Origin of the sequence: Micromonospora sp. NPDC048930 (genome assembly GCF_043197935.1) — a bacterium.
GTDB lineage: Bacteria > Actinomycetota > Actinomycetes > Mycobacteriales > Micromonosporaceae > Micromonospora.
Map to the genome: position 1 here is coordinate 23056 of NZ_JBICUB010000013.1, position 23793 is coordinate 46848.

The 23793-nt window shown below is 73.3% G+C and carries 21 protein-coding genes; 13 read left to right on the forward strand and 8 right to left on the reverse strand.

The genetic code is table 11. The features are described from left to right. Window positions 1-177 precede the first annotated feature (177 nt). From pgsA to ACGFI9_RS28085, 7 genes are all read left to right on the forward strand, one after another. Complete coding sequence (gene pgsA / locus ACGFI9_RS28055) at window positions 178-798, forward strand: phosphatidylinositol phosphate synthase (RefSeq protein WP_393182549.1); 621 nt, start codon at window positions 178-180, stop codon at window positions 796-798. Then, window positions 795-1733 carry a phosphatidylinositol mannoside acyltransferase gene (locus ACGFI9_RS28060; protein ID WP_393182551.1) on the forward strand — a complete coding sequence of 313 codons (939 nt, stop codon included), beginning with the start codon at window positions 795-797 and terminating at the stop codon, window positions 1731-1733. Before pgsA ends, ACGFI9_RS28060 begins: the two co-directional genes overlap by 4 nt. Before the next feature lie 16 nt (window positions 1734-1749). After that, complete coding sequence (locus tag ACGFI9_RS28065) at window positions 1750-2910, forward strand: glycosyltransferase family 4 protein (protein WP_393182553.1); 1161 nt, start codon at window positions 1750-1752, stop codon at window positions 2908-2910. Window positions 2911-3001: 91 nt separating this feature from the next. Next, window positions 3002-3496, forward strand: coding sequence for a hypothetical protein (locus ACGFI9_RS28070; protein ID WP_393182555.1), 495 nt, complete (start codon window positions 3002-3004; stop codon window positions 3494-3496). Window positions 3497-3635: 139 nt separating this feature from the next. Beyond that, window positions 3636-4553 (forward strand): pyridoxal 5'-phosphate synthase lyase subunit PdxS, encoded by a 918-nt coding sequence (gene pdxS / locus ACGFI9_RS28075; protein ID WP_393182557.1) that lies wholly within the window; start codon window positions 3636-3638, stop codon window positions 4551-4553. Between the two features lie 61 nt (window positions 4554-4614). Further along, entirely contained in the window at window positions 4615-5220 is a 606-nt protein-coding gene (pdxT, locus tag ACGFI9_RS28080; protein ID WP_393182559.1) for a pyridoxal 5'-phosphate synthase glutaminase subunit PdxT, read from the forward strand. A 274-nt stretch (window positions 5221-5494) separates the two neighbouring features. Then, complete coding sequence (locus ACGFI9_RS28085) at window positions 5495-6244, forward strand: YebC/PmpR family DNA-binding transcriptional regulator (RefSeq protein ID WP_393182561.1); 750 nt, start codon at window positions 5495-5497, stop codon at window positions 6242-6244. 60 nt (window positions 6245-6304) lie between these two features. Here the strand turns inward: ACGFI9_RS28085 and ACGFI9_RS28090 are convergent, their stop codons facing one another. The 3 genes from ACGFI9_RS28090 to ACGFI9_RS28100 form a co-directional block, all read right to left on the reverse strand. Next, complete coding sequence (locus tag ACGFI9_RS28090; protein WP_393182563.1) at window positions 6305-7300, reverse strand: hypothetical protein; 996 nt, start codon at window positions 7298-7300, stop codon at window positions 6305-6307. A gap of 137 nt (window positions 7301-7437) precedes the next feature. Further along, a complete protein-coding gene (locus ACGFI9_RS28095; protein ID WP_393182565.1) occupies window positions 7438-8382 on the reverse strand; it encodes a permease prefix domain 1-containing protein in 945 nt (314 codons plus the stop codon). Continuing rightward, window positions 8379-8720, reverse strand: a complete 342-nt coding sequence (locus ACGFI9_RS28100) for a PadR family transcriptional regulator (protein WP_393182567.1) — start codon at window positions 8718-8720, stop codon at window positions 8379-8381. The genes ACGFI9_RS28095 and ACGFI9_RS28100 overlap by 4 nt, the downstream gene beginning before the upstream one ends. A gap of 197 nt (window positions 8721-8917) precedes the next feature. Here ACGFI9_RS28100 and dnaE point away from each other — a divergent pair, with 197 nt between their 5' ends. Continuing rightward, window positions 8918-12451: a DNA polymerase III subunit alpha gene (gene dnaE / locus ACGFI9_RS28105; protein WP_393182569.1), complete on the forward strand. Its 3534-nt coding sequence runs from the start codon at window positions 8918-8920 to the stop codon at window positions 12449-12451. Between the two features lie 149 nt (window positions 12452-12600). Here dnaE and ACGFI9_RS28110 read toward each other — a convergent pair whose 3' ends face one another. The 3 genes from ACGFI9_RS28110 to ACGFI9_RS28120 form a co-directional block, all read right to left on the reverse strand. Beyond that, the gene (locus ACGFI9_RS28110; protein WP_393182571.1) at window positions 12601-12942 is read right to left on the reverse strand and encodes an NIPSNAP family protein; all 342 of its coding nucleotides are present in this window, start codon (window positions 12940-12942) and stop codon (window positions 12601-12603) included. Window positions 12943-13067: 125 nt separating this feature from the next. Beyond that, window positions 13068-13814 carry a response regulator gene (locus ACGFI9_RS28115; protein WP_393182573.1) on the reverse strand — a complete coding sequence of 249 codons (747 nt, stop codon included), beginning with the start codon at window positions 13812-13814 and terminating at the stop codon, window positions 13068-13070. After that, a complete protein-coding gene (locus tag ACGFI9_RS28120; protein WP_393182575.1) occupies window positions 13811-15400 on the reverse strand; it encodes an ATP-binding protein in 1590 nt (529 codons plus the stop codon). The genes ACGFI9_RS28115 and ACGFI9_RS28120 overlap by 4 nt, the downstream gene beginning before the upstream one ends. 134 nt (window positions 15401-15534) lie before the next feature. Between ACGFI9_RS28120 and ACGFI9_RS28125 the strand changes: the two genes are divergently transcribed. Together ACGFI9_RS28125 and ACGFI9_RS28130 are read left to right on the forward strand one after the other, a co-directional pair. After that, window positions 15535-16911: a cation:dicarboxylate symporter family transporter gene (locus tag ACGFI9_RS28125; RefSeq protein ID WP_393182577.1), complete on the forward strand. Its 1377-nt coding sequence runs from the start codon at window positions 15535-15537 to the stop codon at window positions 16909-16911. Window positions 16912-17086: 175 nt separating this feature from the next. Beyond that, window positions 17087-18124, forward strand: coding sequence for an aminotransferase class V-fold PLP-dependent enzyme (locus ACGFI9_RS28130; RefSeq protein WP_393182579.1), 1038 nt, complete (start codon window positions 17087-17089; stop codon window positions 18122-18124). Window positions 18125-18185: 61 nt separating this feature from the next. On the opposite strand, the gene ACGFI9_RS28135 is transcribed toward ACGFI9_RS28130, so the two are convergent. Continuing rightward, window positions 18186-19358: an acyl-CoA dehydrogenase family protein gene (locus ACGFI9_RS28135; RefSeq protein WP_393182581.1), complete on the reverse strand. Its 1173-nt coding sequence runs from the start codon at window positions 19356-19358 to the stop codon at window positions 18186-18188. A gap of 162 nt (window positions 19359-19520) precedes the next feature. Here ACGFI9_RS28135 and ACGFI9_RS28140 point away from each other — a divergent pair, with 162 nt between their 5' ends. Genes ACGFI9_RS28140 through ACGFI9_RS28150 form a run of 3 tightly spaced genes read left to right on the forward strand, consistent with a single transcriptional unit; the run spans window position 19521 to window position 22722 of the window. Further along, complete coding sequence (locus tag ACGFI9_RS28140; RefSeq protein WP_393182583.1) at window positions 19521-20174, forward strand: TetR/AcrR family transcriptional regulator; 654 nt, start codon at window positions 19521-19523, stop codon at window positions 20172-20174. A gap of 32 nt (window positions 20175-20206) precedes the next feature. After that, complete coding sequence (locus ACGFI9_RS28145; protein ID WP_393182585.1) at window positions 20207-21649, forward strand: aldehyde dehydrogenase family protein; 1443 nt, start codon at window positions 20207-20209, stop codon at window positions 21647-21649. Beyond that, on the forward strand, window positions 21646-22722 hold the full coding sequence (locus tag ACGFI9_RS28150; RefSeq protein ID WP_393182587.1) for an alcohol dehydrogenase catalytic domain-containing protein: 1077 nt from the start codon (window positions 21646-21648) through the stop codon (window positions 22720-22722). Before ACGFI9_RS28145 ends, ACGFI9_RS28150 begins: the two co-directional genes overlap by 4 nt. Here ACGFI9_RS28150 and ACGFI9_RS28155 read toward each other — a convergent pair. Continuing rightward, entirely contained in the window at window positions 22706-23692 is a 987-nt protein-coding gene (locus ACGFI9_RS28155; RefSeq protein ID WP_393182588.1) for a TetR/AcrR family transcriptional regulator C-terminal domain-containing protein, read from the reverse strand. The two genes, ACGFI9_RS28150 and ACGFI9_RS28155, sit on opposite strands and share 17 nt — an antisense overlap. Between the last annotated feature and the right edge of the window lie 101 nt (window positions 23693-23793).

The following is a 23793-nucleotide window of genomic DNA, read 5'->3' on the forward strand; positions in this document are numbered from 1 at the left end:
CGGCGATATCCTCCGGTGGTCTCCTGGACGACGGGTACGCGGACGGGTGTTCCGGTGAACTGGCTCACCTCCCACGCTCGATCTCACACCCGTTACCGAGTCGACACAAGAGCGGCTGGCGGGTCGGGACGACCAGCTGTGTCCCCGGCCGCTGCCGGCCGTTATCGTGGGACCGCCATGGCGAAGATCTTCCAAGTGACGGCCCGCGCGGGCATGACCCGCGTCGTGGAGCCGGTCGCGCGCGGGCTGCTCCGCGCGGGCGTGTCCCCCAACGCGGTCACCGTGACCGGCACCCTCGGCGTGCTCGTCGGCGCGCTCGGCTTCGGCGCCCGCGGTCACCTGGTCGCCGGAGCGCTGATCGTCACGGTCTTCGCGCTCACCGACCTCCTCGACGGGACGATGGCCCGGATGAGCGGCGGCTCGACGAAATTCGGCGCCTTCCTCGACTCGAGCATGGACCGGATCGCGGACAGCGCCGTCTTCGGCGCGGTCGCGTACTGGCTGGCCACCCAGCACCACTACTCGGGGGTGGCCGCCGCGCTGCTCTGCCTGGCCGCGGGCGGGCTGGTCTCGTACGTCAAGGCCCGCGCCGAGGGGCTGGGCATGACCGCGAACGTGGGCATCGCCGAGCGCACCGAGCGGCTGCTGATCGTCGGGGTGGGCGGCCTGCTCACCGGCCTCGGCCTCGACCCGGCCCTGCCGATCGCGCTCTGGCTGCTCGCCGCCGTCGCGATCTTCACGGTCGGCCAGCGGATGGTCCACGTGTACCGGCAGGCGCAGCTGGTCGGCAAGGAGTGAACCTCACCGAGGCGGGCTACGTCGCGGGCTGGCGGCTGGTCCGCGCGCTGCCCCGGCCCGTGGTCGCCGCCGCCTTCCGGGCGGGCGCCGACCGCGCCCACCGCCGGGGCGGCGGGGGTACGGCCCGGCTGCGCGCCAACCTGCGCCGGGTGGTCGGCCCGGAGGTCCCCGAGGCGGAGCTGGACGACCTGGTGCGGCGCGGCCTGCGGTCGTACGCCCGGTACTGGATGGAGGCGTTCCGGCTGCCCGCGCTGAGCCGCCGGGAGATCCTCGCCGGGTTCCACCTCGACGGCGCGGAGAAGCTCGCCGCCGACGTGGCGGAAGGCCGGGGCGCGGTGGTCGCCCTGCCGCACGCCGGCAACTGGGACGCCGCCGGGGCCTGGGTGGCCGCCACCGGCTGGCCGATCACCACGGTCGCCGAGCGGCTCAAGCCGGAGGGCGTCTACGAGCGCTTCCTCGCCTTCCGGGAGGGCCTCGGCATGGAGATCCTGCCCACCCACGGCGGCGACCGGCCCGTGTTCGACGTGCTGCTGGACCGGCTGCGGGCGGGCACCGTGGTGCCGCTGCTCGCCGACCGGGACCTCTCCGCCCGGGGCGTGGAGGTGGAGTTCTTCGGCGGCCGGACCCGGATGCCGGCCGGCCCGGCCCTGCTGGCGATCCGGTCCGGCGCCCCGCTCTACGTGGCCTCCATGTGGTACGAGCCGGACGTAGCCCGCGCCGCCATCGAGGGCCCGCTGCCGCTGCCCGACCCGGAGAGCGCCGCGCTGGACGAACGGGTCCGGACGGTGACCCAGCGGATTGCCGACGGTCTGGCGGCGGGCATCGCCCGGCATCCGGAAGACTGGCACATGTTGCAGCGGATGTGGCTGGACCAGCGGGCGACGAACGGCGGCGCGGACGCCCCGACCCCGCCGGCCACGACCGGGACGATCTGAGGGAGAGGGCACGAACGTGCGGATCGGCATCGTGTGCCCGTACTCCTTCGACGTCCCGGGCGGCGTGCAGAACCACGTCATGGACCTGGCCGAGGCGCTGATCGGCCTGGGCCACGAGGTGAGCGTGCTGGCCCCGGCCGACGAGGACTCGCCGCTGCCGGCGTACGTGGTGCCGGCCGGGCGGGCGGTGCCGCTGCCGTACAACGGCTCGGTGGCCCGGATCGCGTTCGGCCCGGTCTCCACCGCCCGGGTGCGGCGCTGGATCACCCGGGGCGACTTCGACGTGCTGCACGTGCACGAGCCGCTCACCCCCAGCCTGTCGATGCTGGCGGTGCTCTGCGCCCGCGGCCCGGTGGTGGCCACGTTCCACACCGCGATGACCCGGTCCCGGGTGCTCTCCGCCGCGCAGGGAGTGCTGCAGATCCTGCTGGAGCGGATCACCGCTCGGATCGCGGTGAGCGCGCTGGCCCGCAAGGTGCAGGTCGAGCACATGGACGGCGGCGCGGTGGAGATCCCCAACGGGGTGGCGGTGGCGAAGTTCGCCGGCGTCGAGCCGCTACCCGGCTGGCCGGGGGAGTGCGGCCCGGGCAGCGGCGGGACGCTGGGCTTCCTGGGCCGGTTCACGGAGCCGCGCAAGGGCTTCCCGATCCTGCGGGACGCGTTCGTCGCGCTCGCCCCGGAGCGCCCCGGGCTGCGCCTGCTGGTCGCCGGGCCGGGCGACGCGGAGGACCTGTACGGGCAGTTCCCCGCCGAGCTGCGGGACCGGGTGAGCTTCCTCGGCATGGTCTCCGAGGCGGACAAACCTCGCATGCTACGCAGCCTGCACCTCTACGTCGCGCCGAACACCGGCGGGGAGTCGTTCGGGATGATCCTCACCGAGGCGCTCGCCGCCGGCACCACCGTGGTGGCCAGCGACCTGGACGCGTTCCGCCGGGTGCTGGACGGCGGGCGGGCCGGCCGGCTCTTCCCGACCGGGGACGCCGCGGCGCTGCGTACCGCCCTGGTCGAGCTGCTCGACGACGCCGACCGGCGGGCCGAGCTGACCGCCTGCGGCGACCAGGTAGTGGCGAATTTCGACTGGCCCGTGGTTGCCCGCCGGGTTCTGGAGGTATACGCAGCGGCGATCGAGGCCACCGACGGCCGGGTCATGGACCAGGAGTGGGCGGAGCTGGGCTGACCGCCGGGGTCGGTGGGGCCGCTGTGACGAGGGCGTCGGCCGGGGGCCACGCGGACCGGGCGGGAGGAGGTGCAGCACTACGATGCCGGGCATGTGGTGGGTGGTGGGCGCGGTCCTGGTCGTCGGGCTCTTCGCGGCGTACCTGATCTGGACGGCCGGCCGGGTCCAGCGGCTGCAGACCCGGGCGGAGTCGGCCGCCCGGGCGCTCGACGCCCACCTGCTGCGCCGCGCGGCGGCCGCGGCGGTGCTGGCCGAGCGGCGGTACGGCGTGGAGCTGTACGCGGCGGCCCGGATCGCCCTGGACGCCGTGCCCGAGGAGCGGGAGGCGGCCGAGAACGACCTGACCCGGCAGCTGCGCACGGTCGAGCTGGACCCGGACGACCCGGCCTGCGAGGCGGTGATCGCGGCGAGCCGGCGGCTGGCCCTGGCCCGGCAGGTGCACACCGACCTGGTCCGGGACGCCCGGGCGGCCCGCGGCCGCCCGCTGGTACGGCTGTTCCGGATGGGGCGCGGGCACGAGTGGCCCCGGTACTTCGACATCGACGACCCGACCCTGACCGCCCCGGCGGACGTCCCCACCGGCTGAGCCCGGCGCTGCCCCGGGCCCGGGTGACCCCGACCACAGAGCAGGCCACCGGGGGGCTGATTGGCTGTCGGACCGGCGTTGGACCCGTCGTAGCCTCGTTCGCGAGCCACCCCCGAGCATGCCCAAGGAGCGATGACCCGTGTCCGATTCCACCTCCCCGAACACCAACGCCACCTCCGTCGTCGGCACCGCCCGCGTCAAGCGGGGGATGGCCGAGATGCTCAAGGGTGGCGTGATCATGGACGTGGTCACCCCCGAGCAGGCCAAGATCGCCGAGGACGCGGGCGCCGTCGCGGTCATGGCGCTGGAGCGGGTGCCGGCGGACATCCGCGCGCAGGGCGGCGTGTCCCGGATGAGCGACCCGGACATGATCGACGGCATCATCAACGCCGTCTCGATCCCGGTGATGGCCAAGGCCCGGATCGGTCACTTCGTCGAGGCGCAGATCCTGCAGTCCCTCGGCGTCGACTACATCGACGAGTCCGAGGTGCTGACCCCGGCCGACTACGAGAACCACATCGACAAGTGGGCCTTCACCGTCCCCTTCGTCTGCGGCGCGACCAACCTGGGCGAGGCGCTGCGCCGGATCACCGAGGGCGCCGCCATGATCCGCTCGAAGGGCGAGGCCGGCACCGGTGACGTCTCCAACGCCACCACCCACATGCGCAAGATCCGCAAGGAGATCCGCCGGCTCCAGTCGCTGCCCGAGGACGAGCTGTACGTCGCCGCGAAGGAGCTCCAGGCGCCGTACGAGCTGGTCAAGGAGGTCGCCGCGAGCGGCAAGCTGCCGGTCGTGCTGTTCACCGCGGGCGGCATCGCCACCCCGGCCGACGCGGCCATGATGATGCAGCTCGGCGCCGAGGGCGTCTTCGTCGGCTCGGGCATCTTCAAGTCCGGCAACCCGGCCCAGCGGGCCGCCGCGATCGTGAAGGCCACCACCTTCCACGACGACCCGGACGTGCTGGCCAAGGTCTCCCGCGGCCTGGGCGAGGCGATGGTGGGCATCAACGTCGACGAGATCCCGCAGCCGCACCGGCTGGCCGAGCGCGGCTGGTGACGTGCGAGGAGGGGCCCTTGTCAACAGCAGGGGCCCCCTCCTGAGTCGAGAGGAAACTGACGTGACCGAACCCGTGATCGGGGTGCTCGCCCTGCAGGGGGACGTGCGTGAGCACGTCGCCGCCCTGGCCGGCGCCGGCGCCGACGCCCGCCCGGTCCGCCGGCCGGTCGAGCTGGACGCGGTCGACGGGCTGGTGATCCCGGGCGGCGAGTCCACCACGATCAGCAAGCTCGCCGACATTTTCGAGATGCGCGAGCCGATCGACAAGCGGATCGCCGCCGGCATGCCGGTCTACGGCTCCTGCGCCGGCATGATCATGCTTGCCGCCGAGGTGCTCGACGGCCGCCCCGACCAGCGGGGCTTCCAGGGCATCGAGATGACCGTCCGGCGCAACGCGTTCGGCCGCCAGGTCGACTCGTTCGAGGCCCCCGTGGAGATCGCCGGGGTCCCGGGCGAGCCGTTCCACGCCGTGTTCATCCGCGCGCCGTGGGTGGAGCGGGTCGGCGCCGGTGTCGAGGTGCTGGGCCGGGTCACCGACGGGCCGGCCGCCGACCGGATCGTCGCGGTCCGGCAGGGCAATCTGCTGGCCACCTCGTTCCACCCGGAGCTCACCGGCGACCTGCGGCTGCACCGCTACTTCGTGGACCTCGTCCGGGCCGCGGCCTGAGGCCGGGAGCAGCCCTTTCGTACCCTCGCGGGCATGTTTTCCGGCCCGCGGTTGTTGTCTACCGGCAACGGCCCGGCCACCCGCCGCGCCCCGGCACGGGTGCCGGGTGTGACATGCGGTGACGTCCTCTCGGTAGGATTGCCGCGGTTCGGCAGGGCCATCGCTCGCCGCAGCCGTCCACGCGGAGCCGACCGGCCAGCTCCATCCGTACCGGTTGACCGTGGATTCGGCGCGGGCAGTCGACGCAGGCGTGGATCACTAACGGAGGTATGAGATGTCCGGCCACTCAAAGTGGGCGACCACCAAGCACAAGAAGGCCGTCATCGACGCCAAGCGCGGCAAGATGTTCGCCAAGCTGATCAAGAACGTCGAGGTGGCGGCCCGGACCGGCGGCGGCGACCCGGCCGGCAACCCGACCCTCTACGACGCCATCCAGAAGGCGAAGAAGAACTCGGTCCCGAACGACAACATCGATCGCGCGGTCAAGCGCGGTTCCGGCCTGGAGGCCGGCGGCGCCGACTACCAGACGATCATGTACGAGGGCTACGGCCCGAACGGCGTCGCGCTGCTCATCGAGTGCCTCACCGACAACCGCAACCGCGCCGCCACCGAGGTGCGGACCGCGCTGACCCGCAACGGCGGCTCGTTCGCCGACGCCGGCTCGGTGTCGTACATGTTCTCCCGCAAGGGCGTGGTGATCGTCCCCAAGACGGGCACCACCGAGGACGACGTGATGATGGCGGTCCTCGACGCCGGCGCCGAGGAGGTCAACGACCTCGGTGAGGCGTACGAGGTGGTCTCCGAGCCCGGCGACCTGATCGCGGTGCGGACCGCCCTGCAGGACGCCGGCATCGAGTACGAGTCGGCCGAGTCCTCCCTCATCCCCAGCGTCAACGTGCCGCTGGACGAGGAGGGCGCCCGCAAGATCTTCAAGCTGATCGACGTCCTCGAGGACTGCGACGACGTGCAGAACGTCTACGCCAACTTCGACGTGTCCGACGAGGTCATGGCCGCCGTCGGCTGACCCGTTCCGACCCGGCGTCCAGGCTGCCCCGTACCGGGCGACCTGGACGCTGGTGTCTGTTCACAGCGCGTAGCGGCGCGCCACCGCGTCGAAGGCCGCCTTGCGGCGGACCGAGCCGTCGGGCAGCACCGCGACCAGGCCGTAGCCGGCGGTGTCCAGGTCCCACTCGGGCTCCGGCCGGTGCGGGTAGCTGAACGCCGCGTAGGTGTAGACGAAGGCGCCCTCGACCCCGGCCGTCCCGGCCAGGTCCAGCAGCCGGCCGACCTCCTCGGCCTGTGCCCGCTCGTCGCGCACCACCGGCTCGCGCAGCCGGGGCGGGTCGGCGTCGCGGTCGACCACCGTCCAGGCGAGCGCGCCGCGCGCCTCGGCGCCCGCGTACGTGGCGCAGCCCAGCTCGGTGAGCACCACCGGCCTGCCGTGGCGGCGCCTGCGCCCGAGCGCCTCGGTCCACTCCTGCGGTGACTCCCCGCTGCGATAGTGGTCCACCCCGACGTAGTCGAAGGGCCGCCAGTCCACGCTCTCGAAACCGAGCGCCGCGTACGTCACCGGGCCGTGGAAGCGGGACCGGGCCGTGGCGGCCGCCCGGCGCAGGTGCCGGTTGAGCGCGTACGGGAAGGGGCCGTGCCGCAGGGTGCTCCACAGCAGCCGGCGTGGGCTGGTCATGGTGGCCGTCCGGTCGGCCGCGGTGGCTCCGGCGACGATGCCGCGCAGGAAGAGGGTCGCCTCCCAGCCGGCCACCAGCACCACCTCGGCCCCCCGGACGCGCAGCCGCTCCCCGAGGTCGGCGCAGCTGGCGAGCTGAACCCGGGCGGCGGCCGACGTGGCGTCCGGCAGCGCGGGGGAGAGCCAGACCGCCAGCCCCGCCTCGGCGGCGGCATCGGCGGCCAGGCGCAGCCGCTCCAGGTTCTCCCCGACGAGTCGTACCGCGTTGGCGTGCAGCTCCGTGGCGATCACCCGCAGGTCGTCGCGGACCTGGTCCGGGTCGAACGCCGGCCGGGACGGGCGGCCGGGCAGCATCTCGACACCGGTGTCGTAGACGACCCCCCGGATCCGCATGTCGAACTCCCCTCTACCCATACGTTTGTATCAACAGCGGTTCGACGGCCTCGGCCCGGAAACTCGGGGGGCGCCTGAGCCCGCGTACCCCGGCCCGGCGCGTCCCTGGCCGGCAGGGGCGCGCCGGGCCGGCGGGTTCAGTCGGCGGCCCGGCGGGCCTTGACCGCGCTGTCGATGACGTCCCAGACCACGACGGCGGCGGTGACCACGATGGCGACCCGGGCCACGTCGTCCACCCCGCCCTCGCGCAGCCAGGCGAACCGCTCGACCAGCGCCGGGTTGAGCAGCCGGTCGGTGAGCAGCAGCCAGACCAGCGGCATCGCGAACGCGAGGTCGAGCACGGCGTTGACCCCGACCAGCGGCCAGGTCCACCGGCCGGCCCGGTACTTCGCGACCTCCAGGCCGAGGGTGGCCACCAGCACCGCGATCAGCGCCGGCAGCCAGAAGCTCCACAGCGCCGGGTCGATCATGGGCAGCCGCGAGCCGTCGCCGGAGACCCAGGGCTGGAAGTGCTGCCAGGGCAGGAACGCGATGGCGAGCACCAGGAACGCGATCGCGGCGCAGCTGTCGACCAGCGTCACCTGCCGCTCCCGCGCCGTCTCGGGCAGTTGGTCGACGCTCCACCCGGGCAGGTTCAGCGGCGGGTTCAGCCGTTCGGCGACCGCGAAGACGAGGGTGATCCAGAACGCGGTCTGCACCGCCGTCTGCAGGGCAGCGGCGATCCCGGCCCCGATGGCCGCGCCGGGATCGTTCCCGACGGTCGCCTTGACCACGCCGGTCACCACGCCGGCGATCGCCGGGACGAAGGTGAGCAGCAGCCGGAGCAGCCGCCACCAGACCAGGAAATAGCGCGGGCCGATGAGCTGGAGCGGGCGGTCGGTGTAGCGGGCGGCGAGCTGTTCCGGGTTGCCCAGCTCGGTGAGCACCTCCCGCTCGGCCGCGGCCCGGTCCTGCCCGCCGGTGCTCCGGTCGTCGATCATGTCCTCGATGGAGGCACGCAACTCCTCGGCGAGCTCCGCGCGACGCGGGGCCGGCACCGCCCGCAGGGTGGCGGCGAGGTAGCGGTCGGTCAGGGAGGTCATCGGTCCACTCCTTCGATCAGCCCGGCGACGGAGGCCTGCACCGCGGCCAGGTCGTCGAGGAGGCGGCGCAGCACCGTCTCGCCCTCCTCGCTGGTGCGGTAGAACTTGCGCGGCCGGCTCTCCTCGGTGTTCCACTCACTGGTCAGCAGCCCCTGCTCCTCCAGCCGCCGGAGCAGGGGATAGAGCGTGTTCGCGTCGACCGGGAAGCCGTGCGCGCCCAGCCGTTGCAGCAGCGCGTACCCGTAGTCGGGTTGGCGCAGGGCGACCAGGCTGGCCACCACCACGGTGCCGCGCCGCAACTCCTGGAGATGGGTCCGGAGGACCTCCTCGCTCACCATGTCTCACACCATACTGTGTGGCACACACTATTGTCACCCGCCAGGCCATTGTGTGACACACGCGCTGTCTGAGGGTGATCATCGGGGAGACGGAGACCACCCTCGGCGCGGACGGTGGAGGCCGTCAGATCGCCTCGGTAGGGTAGGTCCCGGTCGACTCCGACCATCTAGATCCACAACGCCGGGGGGCGCCACGCATGGCCGACTCGTTCGCGCATCTGCACGTGCACACCGAGTACTCGATGCTCGACGGGGCGGCCCGGCTCAAGGACCTCTTCGCCGAGGCCGCGCGGCTCGGCATGCCGGCGGTGGCGATCACCGACCACGGCAACATGCACGGCGCGAACGACTTCTACAAGCAGGCCATGGCCGCCGGGGTCAAGCCCATCCTCGGCGTCGAGGCGTACGTGGCGCCGGAGTCGCGCTTCCACAAGCAGCGGGTCAAGTGGGGCCGCCCGGAGCAGAAGAGCGACGACGTCTCCGGTAACGGCGCCATCACCCACATGACCATGTGGGCGGCGAACAAGACCGGCCTGCACAACCTGTTCAAGCTCAACTCGCGCGCCTCGATGGAGGGCCACTACGTCAAGTGGCCGCGGATGGACATGGAGCTGATCGCCGAGCACGCCGAGGGCATCATGGCCACCACCGGCTGCCCGTCGGGCGCGGTGCAGACCCGGCTCCGGCTCGGCCAGTTCGACGAGGCGCTCAAGGCCGCCGCCGCGTACCAGGACATCTTCGGCCGGGAGAACTACTTCCTCGAGATCATGGACCACGGCCTCGAGATCGAGAAGCGGGTCCGCGACGGGCTGATCGAGATCGGCCGGAAGCTCGACATCCCACCTGTGGTCACCAACGACTCGCACTACACCCGGGAAGAGCAGGCGGAGGCGCACGACGTCCTGCTCTGCGTGCAGACCGCCAGCAACATCGACGACCCGAACCGGTTCCGGCTGGAGGGTGGCGGCTACTACATCAAGTCGGCCGACCAGATGCGCGCGGTCAACTCGTCCGAGCTGTGGCAGCTGGGCTGCCGCAACACCCTGCTGGTCGCCGAGAAGGTCGACCCCACCGGGATGTTCGAGTTCCACAACCTGATGCCGCGCTTCCCGATCCCCGACGGGGAGACCGAGGAGTCCTGGTTCCGCAAGGAGACCTTCAAGGGGCTGGCCCGCCGCTTCCCGAACGGCATCCCGGAGGGCCACGTCGCCCAGGCGGAGTACGAGCTGGGCGTCATCGTCCAGATGGGCTTCCCGTCGTACTTCCTCGTGGTCGCCGACTTCATCCAGTGGGCGAAGAGCCAGGGCATCGCGGTCGGTCCGGGCCGTGGCTCCGCCGCCGGCTCGCTGGTCGCGTACGCGCTGGGCATCACCGACCTGGACCCGATCCCGCACGGCCTGATCTTCGAGCGGTTCCTCAACCCCGAGCGCGTCTCCATGCCCGATGTCGACATCGACTTCGACGAGCGCCGGCGCGGCGAGGTGATCAAGTACGTCACCGACAAGTGGGGCGAGGACAAGGTCGCGCAGATCGCGACCTTCGGCACGATCAAGGCGAAGGCCGCGATCAAGGACTCGGCCCGGGTGCTGGGCTACCCGTACGCGGTGGGCGACCGGATCACCAAGGCCATGCCCCCGGCGGTGATGGGCAAGGACATCCCGCTGTCCGGCATCTTCGACCCGAAGCACCCGCGCTACGCCGAGGCGGGCGAGATCCGCGGCCTCTACGAGTCGGACCCGGACGTCAAGAAGGTCATCGAGACCGCCAAGGGCATCGAGGGGCTGATCCGGCAGACCGGCGTGCACGCCGCGGGCGTGATCATGTCCGCCGAGCCGATCATCGAGCACATCCCGCTGATGCGCCGGGACTCCGACGGCGTGATCATCACGCAGTTCGACTACCCGACCTGCGAGTCGCTCGGGCTGCTGAAGATGGACTTCCTCGGCCTGCGCAACCTGACCATCATCGACGACGCGGTCAAGAACATCCAGCTCAACCACGGCAAGGAGCTGGACCTGCTGGCCCTGCCGCTGGACGACAAGGCGGCCTACGAGCTGCTGGCCCGCGGCGACACGCTGGGCGTGTTCCAGCTCGACGGCGGGCCGATGCGATCCCTGCTGCGGCTGATGAAGCCGGACAACTTCGAGGACATCTCCGCGGTGCTGGCCCTCTACCGGCCCGGCCCGATGGGCGTCGACTCGCACACCAACTACGCGCTGCGCAAGAACGGCCTCCAGGAGATCACCCCGATCCACCCGGAGCTGGAGGAGCCGCTGCGGGAGATCCTCGCGCCCACCTACGGCCTGATCGTCTACCAGGAGCAGGTGCAGCGCGCCGCACAGATCCTGGCCGGCTACAGCCTCGGCCAGGCGGACCTGCTGCGCCGGGCGATGGGCAAGAAGAAGAAGGAGATCCTCGACAAGGAGTTCATCCCGTTCCGGGACGGCTGCCGCGAGCGCGGCTACTCCGACGAGGCGATCCAGGCGGTGTGGGACGTGCTCGTCCCGTTCGCCGGCTACGCCTTCAACAAGGCGCACTCGGCCGCGTACGGCCTGGTGTCCTACTGGACGGCGTACCTCAAGGCGCACTACCCGGCCGAGTACATGGCGGCGCTGCTCACCTCCGTCGGCGACGACAAGGACAAGATGGCGCTCTACCTCTCCGAGTGCCGCCGGATGGGCATCCAGGTGCTGCCGCCCGACGTGAACACCTCGGCCGGGCCGTTCACCCCGGTCGGCCGGGACATCCGGTTCGGCCTGGCGGCCATCCGCAACGTCGGCGCGAACGTGGTCACCTCGATCATGCGGTGCCGGGAGGAGAAGGGCGCGTACGCCGACTTCTACGACTTCCTGTCCAAGGTGGACGCGGTGGTCTGCAACAAGAAGACCATCGAATCGCTGATCAAGGCCGGCGCGTTCGACTCGATGGGCCACCCACGCAAGGGCCTGCTCGCCGTGCACGCCGACGCCATCGACGCGTACGCCGACGTCAAGCGCAAGGAGGCCGTCGGCCAGTACGACCTCTTCGGCGCCGGCTTCGGCGACGCGGACAGCGGCGGCAGCACCACGGTCATGCCGACCATCGCCGAGGGGGAGTGGGACAAGCGCGACAAGCTCGCCTTCGAGCGCGAGATGCTCGGCCTGTACGTCTCCGACCACCCGCTCTTCGGCCTGGAGCACGTGCTCGGCGCGGCGGCCGACTGCACCATCGCCGCGCTGTCCGAGGAGGGCACCGTGCCCGACGGCGCGGTGGTCACCCTGGCCGGCATCCTCTCCGGCGTGCAGCGCCGGGTCACCAAGCAGGGCCGGGCCTGGGCCTCGGCCACCCTGGAGGACCTGGCCGGTGGGGTGGAGACCCTCTTCTTCCCCAACACCTACGAGGTGATCGGCCAGTACATCGCCGAGGACGCGATCGTGGTGGTCAAGGGGCGGGTCGACCGGCGCGACGACATTCCCCGGATCATGGCGATGGACATGTCCATGCCGGACATCAGCAGCAACCCGGCGAACAAGCCGGTCACCCTGACCATCCCGGTGCACCGCTGTACGCCGCCGCTGGTGGAGAAGCTCAAGGAGACCCTGGTGCTGCACCCGGGCGACACCGAGGTGCACGTCAAGCTGCTCAACGGCGGCAAGGTCACCACGCTGCGCCTCGGCCCGTTCCGGGTGGCGGCGACCACCGCGCTGATGGGCGACCTCAAGAGCGTCCTCGGCCCGGCCAACGTCAGCTGACCCCGCTGAGCCGCCGCCAAGATCGCGCTCGATCCGGGATGTGGTGGCCTCGCCGTCGGTGCGAGGCCACCACTTCCACGTTCGCGCAGGATGGTTGCGGGCCCACCCCGGCCGGCGTCAGCCGAGCCTCGCGGCGCTCGGCCGGCAGGTCAGGGCCGGTGGCCGCAGAGCACGTCGGCGGCAGCGTCTGAGGTCTCCAGCACCACGGTGTGGTAGCTCTCGATGCAGGACAGGATCGCTTCGCGGGGGCCGTTCCGCCAGGCGTCGCTGCCGTAGAACGCCGCCTCCTGCTCGTCCCGCACCGCCAGCGACGGGAAACCCCGGATCAGGTACGCCTCCTCGTGGCCGTCCTCGCGGACCAGGGACGCCCCGGCGGCCACCACGCGGATACCGAAGCGGCCGAGCAGCGGCGCGGCCTCCTCCCGCATCACCCGGACGAACTCGTCCACCGTGCCGGGCTTCAGCCGGTAGGTGCGGATCTCGAGAAACATCGGCGGCCTCCGCAGCGGGTGAGAATTTGACGCTATCGGCCGCGCCGGCACCGCACCACCCGGTTCGGCCGCGTCGGGATCCCGCCAGGGGGGCGTGCCGCGCGACCGTCGTCCGACCGGAGCGCCTACACCGGGCGGTACTCGACCTCCGGGCGGCCGGGGGTGCCGTAGCGGGGCGCGCGGACCGCACGGTCGGCCGAGACCAGGTATTCCAGGTAGCGGCGGGCGGTCACCCGGGAGATCCCGGTCCGTTGGCTGACCTCGTTGGCGGAGAGCGGGCCGCCGTCGCCCAGCGCGGCCAGCACGGTGTGCAGCGTCTGCTCGTCGAGCCCCTTCGGCAGGGTGTGCCGGGCCGCGCCGCGCAGCGTGGCGAACATCCGGTCCACCTCGTGCTGGGCGGCCACCTCGCCCTCGGCGAGCGCCTGTCGCCGGTACTCGGCGTACCGCTCCAGCTTGTCGCGGAACGCGGCGAAAGTGAACGGCTTGAGCAGGTAGTGGGTGACCCCGAGGGAGACCGCGGTGCGGACCACCGCCAGGTCCCGCGCCGAGGTCACCGCCAGCACGTCGACGCTGCTGCCGGCGGCCCGCAACGCCCGGCAGACGTCCAGCCCGGGCAGGTCGGGCAGGCGGAAGTCGAGCAGCACCAGGTCCACGTCGGCGCCGCCGCGGTGCCGCAGCGCCGCCATCGCCTCCCGCGCGGTGTGCGCCACCCCGACCACCACGAACCCCGGCACCCGCTCGGTGTACGCCTTGTGCGCCTCCGCCAGCAGCGGCTCGTCCTCCACCACCAGCACCCGGATGTCGCCCGTGCCGGCACTCCGCTGCGGGCCGTCAGCAGACTCCACCGGGCCGCGCCTGGTCCGCTCGCTCATCGGGGCTCCCGGGGGATCGGCAGCCGGATGGTGAAGACGGTCTCCCCGTCGTCGGTGCGCCCGACGTCGGAGCTGCCGCCGTGCCGGCGGACCACCTGACCGACCAGGGCCAGGCCCAGCCCGCGGCCGGTGCTCTTGGTGGACCAGCCGCGGCGGAACGCGTCCGCCACCCGCTCCGGCTCCAGCCCGGGGCCGGTGTCGGCGACCCGGACCACGAGCTGGTCGGCGTCGGTGCCGACCAGGACGCGGACCCGGCGGGGCGGGGCGGTGCCGGCGACCGCCTCCAGGGCGTTGTCGACCAGGTTCCCGACCACGGTGAGCAGGTCGGTGGTGGGCAGCGGGCTGTCGTCGAGGCGGCAGTCCGGGTCGATGACCAGGTCCACGCCGCGCTCGCCGGCCCGGGCCGACTTGCCGAGCAGCAGCGCCGCCAGCGCCGGCTCGGTCACCGCCCCGACCACCCGGTCGGTGAGCTGCTGGGCCAGCTCCAGGTCCCGGGTGGCGAGCCGGACCGCCTCGTCGGTGCGGCCCAGCTCCACCAGGGTGAGCACGGTGTGCAGCCGGTTCGCCGACTCGTGGGTCTGCGCCTGCAACGCCTCGGTGAGCGCGCGGACCGAGTCCAGCTCGCTGGCCAGGTTGCGCAGCTCGGTCTGGTCGCGCAGGGTCAGCACGGTGCCGAGCACGGCCCCCTCGAAGCGGGTGGTCCGCTGGTTGACCACCAGCACCCGGTCGCCGGCGAGGATCGGCTCGTCGTGCGTGTCCCGCCCGGAGGCGAGCAGTTCCGCCACCGCCGGGGGCAGGTCGACGTCGCGCACCGGCCGGTCGGTCACCGTGGCGTCCTCGTCCAGCCCGAGCAGGCGGCGGCCCTCGTCGTTGACCAGCGCCACCCGCCGGTCCCGGGTCAGCACCAGCAGCCCCTCGCGTACGGAGTGCAGGACGGCGTCGTAGTACTCGTACATCCGGGTCATCTGGGCCGGACCGAGGCCGTGGGTCTGCCGCCGCAGCCGCCGGCTGAGCAGCCAGGACCCGGTGGCCGCGAGGGCCAGGGCGGGTACGGCGGCGTAGAGCAGCACCGGCGCCTGGGCGAGCAGCTTCCGGTTGATCGCCTTGGTGGTGATGCCCACCGAGACCAGGCCGATGATCCGGTGCCCGTCGCCGTACACCGGGACGACCGCGCGCACCGACTCGCCGAGGGTGCCGACGTTGGTGGTGGTGAAGGAGGCCTCGCCGGCCAGCGCGGGGCCGATGTCGCCGATGAACGGCTGCCCGATGCGCTTCGGGTCGGGGTGCGAGTAGCGGGTCCGGTCCGGGGCCATCACCACCACGAAGTCCGTTCCGGTCGCCTTCCGGATCGACTCCGCGTACGGCTGGAGGGCGGCCGAGGGGTCGGGGGTGGCCAGGGCGGTGCGGACCTCGGGGGAGTGCGCCACGGTCTGCGCCACGGCGAGCACCTCCTCCTTCGCCGCCTGCTGGGAGTCGCTGCGGGCGAGCACCGCCGCGCCGGCCGCGCCGGCCAGCACGAGCAGCGTCACCACCACGGCCTGGAGGGCGAACAGCTGTCCCGCGATGCTCCACTGCCGTCGGGTCACGTCCCCCTCCTTCCGCCCCTGGTCGTCCCGCAAGTCTGGCGCACCGGCCCGGTGCGGTTTCGACCGTGCTTCGCGCGGGTGAACAGAATGAACGCAAGCGTGCCCTGTGCTGAGACGCGCTTCACATTGTGGGCATGGACACCACCACCTCAACCCCCGTGGCCGCCCGGCCCGCCCGCCGGGACCGGACCCGGTACCTCTATCTGGCGGTCATCGTGGCCGTCGTCGCCGGCATCCTTGTCGGCCTCGTCGCGCCCGAGGTCGGCAAGGAGCTGAAGCCGCTCGGCACCGGCTTCGTCAACCTGATCAAGATGATGATCAGCCCGGTCATCTTCTGCACGATCGTCCTCGGTGTCGGGTCCGTGCGGCAGGCGGCCCGGGTCGGCAAGGTCGGCGGCCTCGCGCTCGGCTACTTCCTGATCATGTCGACGGTCGCGCTGGCCATCGGCCTGGTGGTCGGCAACATCATCCACCCCGGCTCCGGACTGGACCTCGGCGCGGACCTGTCCGGCGCGGGCCAGAAGGCGGCGGGCGACGAGACCGGCGGCACCGTCGACTTCCTGCTCGGGGTCATCCCGACCTCCCTCTTCTCCGCCCTGACCGAGGGCTCGGTGCTGCAGACGCTGCTGGTCGCGCTCCTGGTCGGCTTCGCCGTGCAGGCGATGGGCAGCCGCGGCGAGCCGGTGCTGCGCGCGGTCGGCGTGCTCCAGCGCCTGGTCTTCAAGGTGCTCGCGATGATCATGTGGGTGGCGCCGATCGGCGCGTTCGGCGCGATGGCCGCCGTGGTCGGCGCGACCGGCATGGACGCGCTGACCAGCCTGGCCCAGATCATGCTCGGCTTCTACGCCACCTGCCTGATCTTCGTGCTGGTGGTGCTCGGCGCGTTGCTCTGGCTCGTCGCCCGGATCTCGATCTTCTCGCTGCTGCGCTACCTGGGCCGCGAGTTCCTGCTGATCCTGTCGACCTCGTCGTCGGAGTCGGCGCTGCCCCGCCTGATCGCCAAGATGGAGCACTTCGGCGTCGGCAAGCCGGTCGTCGGCATCACCGTGCCGACCGGCTACTCCTTCAACCTCGACGGCACCGCGATCTACCTGACCATGGCCTCGCTGTTCATCGCCGACGCGCTCGGCAAGCCGATGGCGATCGGCGAGCAGATCGGTCTGCTGGCCTTCATGATCATTGCCTCGAAGGGCGCCGCCGGGGTCACCGGCGCCGGCCTGGCCACCCTGGCCGGCGGCCTCCAGTCGCACCGGCCGGACCTGGTCGACGGCGTCGGGCTGATCGTCGGCATCGACCGGTTCATGTCCGAGGCCCGCGCGCTCACCAACTTCGCCGGCAACGCGGTCGCCACCGTGCTGGTCGGCACCTGGACCGGCGAGTTCGACCGCGACCAGGCCCAGGCGGTCCTGGCCGGGCAGCGCCCGTTCGACGAGGCCACCATGCTCGACGACGAGCCGGCCGACGATCGCCCCGCCGAGGACACAGCCCCGTTCGCCGGCGCCACCGCCTGACGCGCCGGCGCCCGGCAGGTCACTGCCCCTGTTTCCCGGAAAGAGTGGCCATCCAGGCGCGGATGGCCACTCTTTCCGGGAATCTGCGGGGATCCCGGCGCCGCGAGGCCGGGCGGTCCACGGGTGGGGAATTGGCGGTGCCGGGCCGACGCCGGCCAGCACTAGCGTCGCGGGCATGGAACTCGAGCAGGCGCAGAAGCTGTGGCAGCCGGAGCCCGGGTGGCTGAACACCGCCACGTACGGGCTGCCGCCCGAACCGGCCTGGACGGCGGTGCAGGACGTGCTCGCCGACTGGCGGACGGGGCGGGTCTCCTGGGAGGGCTGGGCCGAGTCGGTCGGCCGGGCGCGAACCACGTTCGCCGGCCTGGTCGGGGTGGAGTCGGCCGACGTGGCGATCGGCAGCACCGCCTCGCAACTGCTGGCCCCGGTCGCGGCGGCGCTGCCGCCCGGGGCGACGGTGGTGGTGCCGGAGATCGAGTTCACCTCGAACCTGTTCCCCTGGCTGGTCCAGGAGGAGCGCGGCGTCCGGGTCCGCACGGTGCCCCTGGCCGGCCTGGTCGACGCGATCGACGCGGACACCGACCTGGTGGCGTTCAGCCTGGTGCAGTCCGCCGACGGCACGGTCGCCCCGTACGACGAGATCGTCGCGGCGGCCCGGGCGCACGGCGCCCTCGTTGCGGTGGACGCCACCCAGGGGTGCGGCTGGCTGCCCTTCGACGCGGGCCGGGCGGACGCGGTGGTGGTGTCGGCGTACAAGTGGCTGATGGCGCCGCGCGGGGTGGCCTTCGCCTACCTGGCCCCCGCGCTGCGCGACCGGATGCGTCCCGACGCCGCCAACTGGTACGCGGGCGCGGACCCGCACGCCTCCTACTACGGCCCGCCGCTGCGACTGGCCGACGACGCCCGCCGCTTCGACATCTCCCCGGCCTGGTTCTGCTGGGTCGGCGCCGCGCCGGCCCTGGACCTGCTCGCCGAGATCGGGCTGCCCGCCGTCCACGCGCACGACGTGGCGCTGGCCAACCGGTTCCTCACCGGGTTGGGCCGGCCGCCCGGCGACAGCGCGATCGTGGCCGTGGAGGTGCCCGGCGCGCAGGAGAAGCTGGCCCGGGCCGGGGTGCGCGCGGCGGTCCGGGCCGGCCGGGTCCGGGCCTCGTTCCACCTCTACACCACCGAGGCGGACGTCGACCTGGCCCTGGACGCGCTGACCGGGTGACGAGCCGAGCGGCTGCTCCCACCCGGGACCGGTGGGAGCAGCCGCCGGAGCCGGCGCCGCCTCAGGCCAGGTGGCCGCCGATCTTCGTGTAGCCGCGCAGCAGGTCGCGGGAGATGATCAGCCGCTGCATCTCGTCGGTTCCCTCGAAGATCCGGTACAGCCGGACCTGCCGGTACCAGCGCTCGATCGGCAGCTCGCGGGTGTACCCCATGCCGCCGTGTATCTGGAGCACCCGGTCCACCACCCGGTTCACCATGCCGGCGCCGTAGAGCTTGCCCATCGAGGAGGCGTGCCGGGCGTCCAGGCCCTGGTCGACCGTCCACGCGGAGCGCAGCACCAGCCAGCGGGCCGCCTCCAGCTCGGTCTCCGAGTCGGCGATCATCCACTGGATGGCCTGGTTGGTGCCGATCTTCGCGCCGAAGGTCTCCCGGGTGTTGGCGTACTCGATCGCCATCTGCAACGCCCGCTCGGCGATGCCGATGGCGTGCGAGGGGATGGTGTAGCGGCCCTTGCCGATCCACTCCATGCCGAGCGTGAAGCCCTGCCCCTCCGCGCCGAGGATGTTGCGGTGCGGCACCCGTACGCCGTCGAAGACCAGCGAGGCCGGGCCGCCCTCGCCCATGGTCTGGATGAACTCCGACCGCCAGCCCATCGCCCGGTCCACCAGGAACGCGGTCGCGCCGCCGTGGCGGGCGCCCTTCTCCGGGTCGGTCACCGCGACCACGATGGCGAAGTCGGCGTCGTTGCCGTTGGTGATGAAGGTCTTCTCCCCGTCGAGCACCCAGTCGTCGCCGTCGCGGCGGGCGCGCAGCCGGATGTTCGCCGCGTCGGAGCCGGCGCCCGGCTCGGTGATCGCGAAGCAGGAGATGCGTTCCCCCTCGATGGTCGGGATGAGGAACTCCCGCTTCTGCTCCTCGGTGGCGTGGAAGAGGATGTTGTCCGCCTCGCCGCCGAACCGGAACGGCACGAACGTACGCCCCAGCTCGGTCCAGATCAGCGACTGCAGGACCGCCGGCAGGTCCATCCCGCCGTACTCCTCCGGGGTGGCCAACCCCCAGAAGCCGAACTTCTTCGCCTTGAGCTGGAGTTCGCGCAGCTCGGAGCGGTCCAGGCCGGGCCGGTGGGCGCGCTCGCGGCGCAGCACCTCCTGCTCCAGCGGCATCACCTCGCGGGTGATGAAGGCGCGCACGGTGTCCCGGACGGCGCGTTCCTCGTCGGACAGTGCGAAGTCCATGGTGCCCCCTCGGCGTCGGCGCTGCGGTGGATCATGCTCAAACTAGCGGTGTAAGTTTTCATCCGTCCAGACCCCGCCTTCCACCGTCGAGGTGAGGTCCCACCACCCTGGGTTGGTTAGGGTGCGTGCGCAGGTGGTTTCCGACGGGGAGGATGGGATGACGTGCCGCGACCCCGACAGGCACTGCTGAGCCGGGAGCGGATCGTCACCACCGCGCTGGCGCTGATCGACGCCGACGGGCTGGCCGCGCTCTCCACCCGGCGGCTGGCCGCCGCGCTCGGCGTGCAGGGCCCCTCGCTCTACAACCACTTCGCCACCAAGGACGACATCCTCGACGCGGTGGCCGACAGCGTCACCGGCACCGTCGACGTGAGCGCCTTCGGCCGGTACGACTGGTGCGAGGCGCTGCGGCGCTGGGCCCGCTCCTACCGGGCGGCGCTCGCCGCGCACCCGAACATCGTCCCGTACCTGGCCCAGGGCCCGGGCCGGCGGCCCGCCGCCCTGGCCATGGCCGACGCGGTCTACGGCGGCCTGGTCCGGGCCGGCTGGCCGCCGGCGCGGGCCACCCACATCGGCGCCGCGCTGCGCTACTACGTCGCGGGCTCCGCGCTCGGCTCGTTCGCCCGGGGCTTCGTCGAGGACCCGGCGCTGTACGCCGCGCACCCGCACCTCGGCCAGGCGCACCGGCTCGCCGGCCACCAGCGCAGCGTCGACGAGGGCGCGTTCCTGCTCGGCCTGGACGCGCTGCTGCACGGGCTGGCCGCCGAGTACGAGCGGACCGTCGCCGGGCTGGAGCCGGCCGCCGGCAGGGAGTAGCGTCCGACACGCGCCCCTTCCGGAAGGACGACATGGATCTCGCCGCCGCGCCGCCCGTCCCACTGGTCCGCCGTCACCTGCACGTCGCCGGGGAGTGGGTCGACCCCGCGGACGGGGCGTCGATCCCGGTCGAGAACCCGGCCACGGGCGAGATCGTCGGGCAGGTGCCCGCCGGCAACCCGGCCGACGTCGACCGGGCCGTCGCCGCCGCCCGGGCCGCCTTCCCCGGCTGGGCGGCCACCGCCCCCGCCGAGCGGGCCGCCCACCTCGACCGGCTGCACGCCGCGCTGGCCGCCCGCGCCGACCAGATCGCCCGTACCGTGGCGCTGGAACTCGGCACCCCGCTCAAGCTCGCCACCCGGGTGCAGGCCGGCCTGCCGCTGACCGTGCTGCGCGGCATGGTCGACCTCGCCGCCCGCCCGCCGGCCGAGGAGACGGTGGGCAACTCGCTGGTGGTCCGCGAACCGGTCGGCGTGGTCGGCGCGATCACCCCGTGGAACTACCCGCTCCATCAGGTGGTGGCCAAGGTGGCCCCGGCCCTGGCGGCCGGCTGCACCGTGGTGCTCAAGCCCAGCGAGCTCACCCCGCTGACCGCGTACCTGCTCTTCGACGCGGTGGCCGAGGCCGGGCTGCCCGCCGGCGTGGTCAACCTGGTGCCCGGCACCGGGCCGGTGGCCGGGGAGGCGCTCGCCGCCCACCCGGACGTCGACCTGGTCTCGTTCACCGGCTCCACCGCCACCGGCCGCCGGATCGCCCACCTCGCCGCCGACCGGATCGCCCGGGTGGCGCTGGAACTCGGCGGCAAGTCGGCCAACCTGATCCTCGCCGACGCCGACCTGCCCACCGCGGTCAAGGTCGGCGTCGGCAACGCCCTGCTCAACTCCGGGCAGACCTGCACCGCCTGGACCCGGATGCTGGTGCACCGGGACCGCTACGCCGAGGCGCTCGACCTGGTCGCGGCGGCCGTGGCCGGGTACCGGCTCGGTGACCCGTTCGACCCGGCCACCCGGCTCGGCCCGCTGGTCTCCGCCGCCCAGGCCGAGCGGGTCCGCGGCCACGTCGCCCAGGCCCTCGCCGACGGGGCCCGGCTGGTCGCCGGTGGCCCGGACGCGCCACTGCCACCACGCGGTCACTTCGTCGCGCCCACCGTCTTCGCCGACGTGCACCCGGACAGCGCCCTCGCCCAGGAGGAGGTCTTCGGCCCGGTGCTCGCGGTCATCCCGTTCGACGACACCGACCAGGCCGTCGCCATCGCCAACAACTCCCGGTACGGGCTGGCCGGCGCGGTCTGGTCCGCCGACGAGGACCAGGCCCTCGCCGTCGCCCGGCGGCTGCGCACCGGCCAGGTGGACGTCAACGGCGCCGCCTTCAACCCCCTCGCCCCGTTCGGCGGGTACCGGCAGTCCGGCCTCGGCCGGGAACTGGGCGCCCATGGGATCGCGGAGTTCACCGAGCTCAAGGCGATCCAGCGGTGAGGGCCCTGGTGGTGCGCGGCCGGGACGCCGCCCCGGCCGTCGAGGAGGTACGCCTGCCCGACCCCGGCCCCGGCGAGCTGCGCGTCCGGATCCGCGCCGCGGGCATCTGCCACTCCGACCTGTCCATGGTGAACGGCACGCTCGCGCCGGCGTACCCGCTGGTGCTCGGGCACGAGGCGACCGGCGTGGTCGCCGAGGCGGGCCCGGGCGCCCGGCTGGCGGCCGGCACGCCGGTGGTGCTCAACTGGGCCCCCGCCTGCCGTGCCTGCTGGCACTGCCGGCACGGCGAGCCCTGGCTCTGCACCGCCAACACCGCCCCGGCGGTGGCCCGGGGCGAGACCGCCGACGGCACCCCGCTGCACGTCACCCTCGGCCTCGGCGCGCTCGCCGAGGAGGTGGTGGTGCCCGAGCACGCCGCCGTGCCGATCCCCGCCGGCCTGCCCCCGGAGCAGGCCGCCCTGCTCGGCTGCGCGGTGCTCACCGGCACCGGCGCGGTCCGCAACACCGCCCGGGTGGCCGCCGGCGAGTCGGTCGCCGTCATCGGGCTCGGCGGGGTGGGGCTCGCCGTGCTCACCGCCGCCCGCCGGGCCGGCGCCGGGCCGATCCTCGCCGTGGACGTCGCCGAGGCCAAGCGGGAACTCGCCCTGGCCGCCGGCGCCACCGACTTCCTGCTCGCCGACGACCGGCTGTCCAGGGAGGTGCGGGCCCGGACCGAGGGACGCGGCGTCGACCACGCGTTCGAGTGCGTCGGCCGGGCCGCCACCATCCGCGCCGCCTGGCGGCTGACCCGGCGCGGGGGAGCGGTCACCGTGGTCGGCATGGGCGCCAACGACGACCTGCTCACCCTCTCCGCGCTGGACGTCTTCCACTCCGCCCGCACCCTGCGCTCCTCCGTGTACGGGTCGTCCGACCCGGACCGCGAGGTGCCGGAGCTGGCCGCCGCGCTCGCCGACCGCACGCTGGACCTGCGTCCCCTGGTCAGCGGCACCGTCGGGCTGGCCGAGGCGCCGGCGGCGTTCGGCCGGCTGGCCCGGGGCGAGGGCGCCCGCTGGGTGGTCACCTTCCCGGACTGAGCCTGCCCTCGACCAGCGTCGCGTAGCCGTCCAGCAGCCGGCGCAGGCCGAACTCGAAGACGGTCTCCAGGTCGAGGTCGATCTGGCCCTCGCCGGTCAGCGCCGCCATGGTGGCGAGCCCGCCGCCGGCGAAGATCCGCTGGAACGTGGCCTGGTGGCGGTCCACCCACTGCTCGTCGCTGAGGCCGGTGTCCTGCACCGCCTGCGCGCCCATCTCCAGGTTCGTGGCGATGCCCCGCACGTACGCCATCAGGGTGACCGCCACGTGCCAGCGCACGTGCCGGTCCAGGCCCAGCCCGTCGGTGGCCCGCAGCGCCCACTCGGTGTGCGCCATGCCGTGCGGCAGCGGCTGCGGGCGGGCCATCGAGATGACGTGCGGCAGCCAGCGGTGCCGCCGGTAGACCGCCCACTGCGCCCGGGCCAGCAGGTCCAGGCGGGCCCGCCAGCCGGCCGGCGGCGTGGCGGGCAGGGGCGCGTCGGCCAGCGCCGCGTCGGCCATCGCGAGCACCAGGTCGTCCCGGCCGCGTACGTGCCGGTAGAGCGACATGGTGGCCACGCCCAGGTCGGCGGCGAGCTGCCGCATGGAGACGGCGGGGAGGCCGCCCGCGTCGGCGAGGGCGATCGCGGTGCGGACCAGCCGGTCGCGGCCCAGCTCGGGATCGCCGCCGTCCGGGCCGCGCCGCGGGCCGGGCGCCGCCGCTGTCCGGGGTCGCGGCGCGGCGGCGGACGCGCCGAGCCCGGACGGCCGTAGGGCCGGGGCGACCACGGTGCCCGCCCCGGGCCGGGTCAGCACGAGGCCCTCGTCCCGGAGCAGGGCGAGGACCTTGGTGGCGGTGGCGATGGCCACCCCGTGCTCGCGGGTGAGCCGGCGGGCCGAGGGCACCGGGTCGCCGGGGCGCAACTCCCCGAGGTCGATGCGGCGGCGGATCTCCGCGGCGATCCGCCGGTACGGCGGCTCCGAGCCGGTCATGGTGGCGGTCCCTCCGGCGCAGCGTACTAGTACGAGCGGCCCTGGCGGGCCCTCGCGGACGGAGCGTACTAGGTCGCGGCGGGCGGGTGGAACGTCGTGGG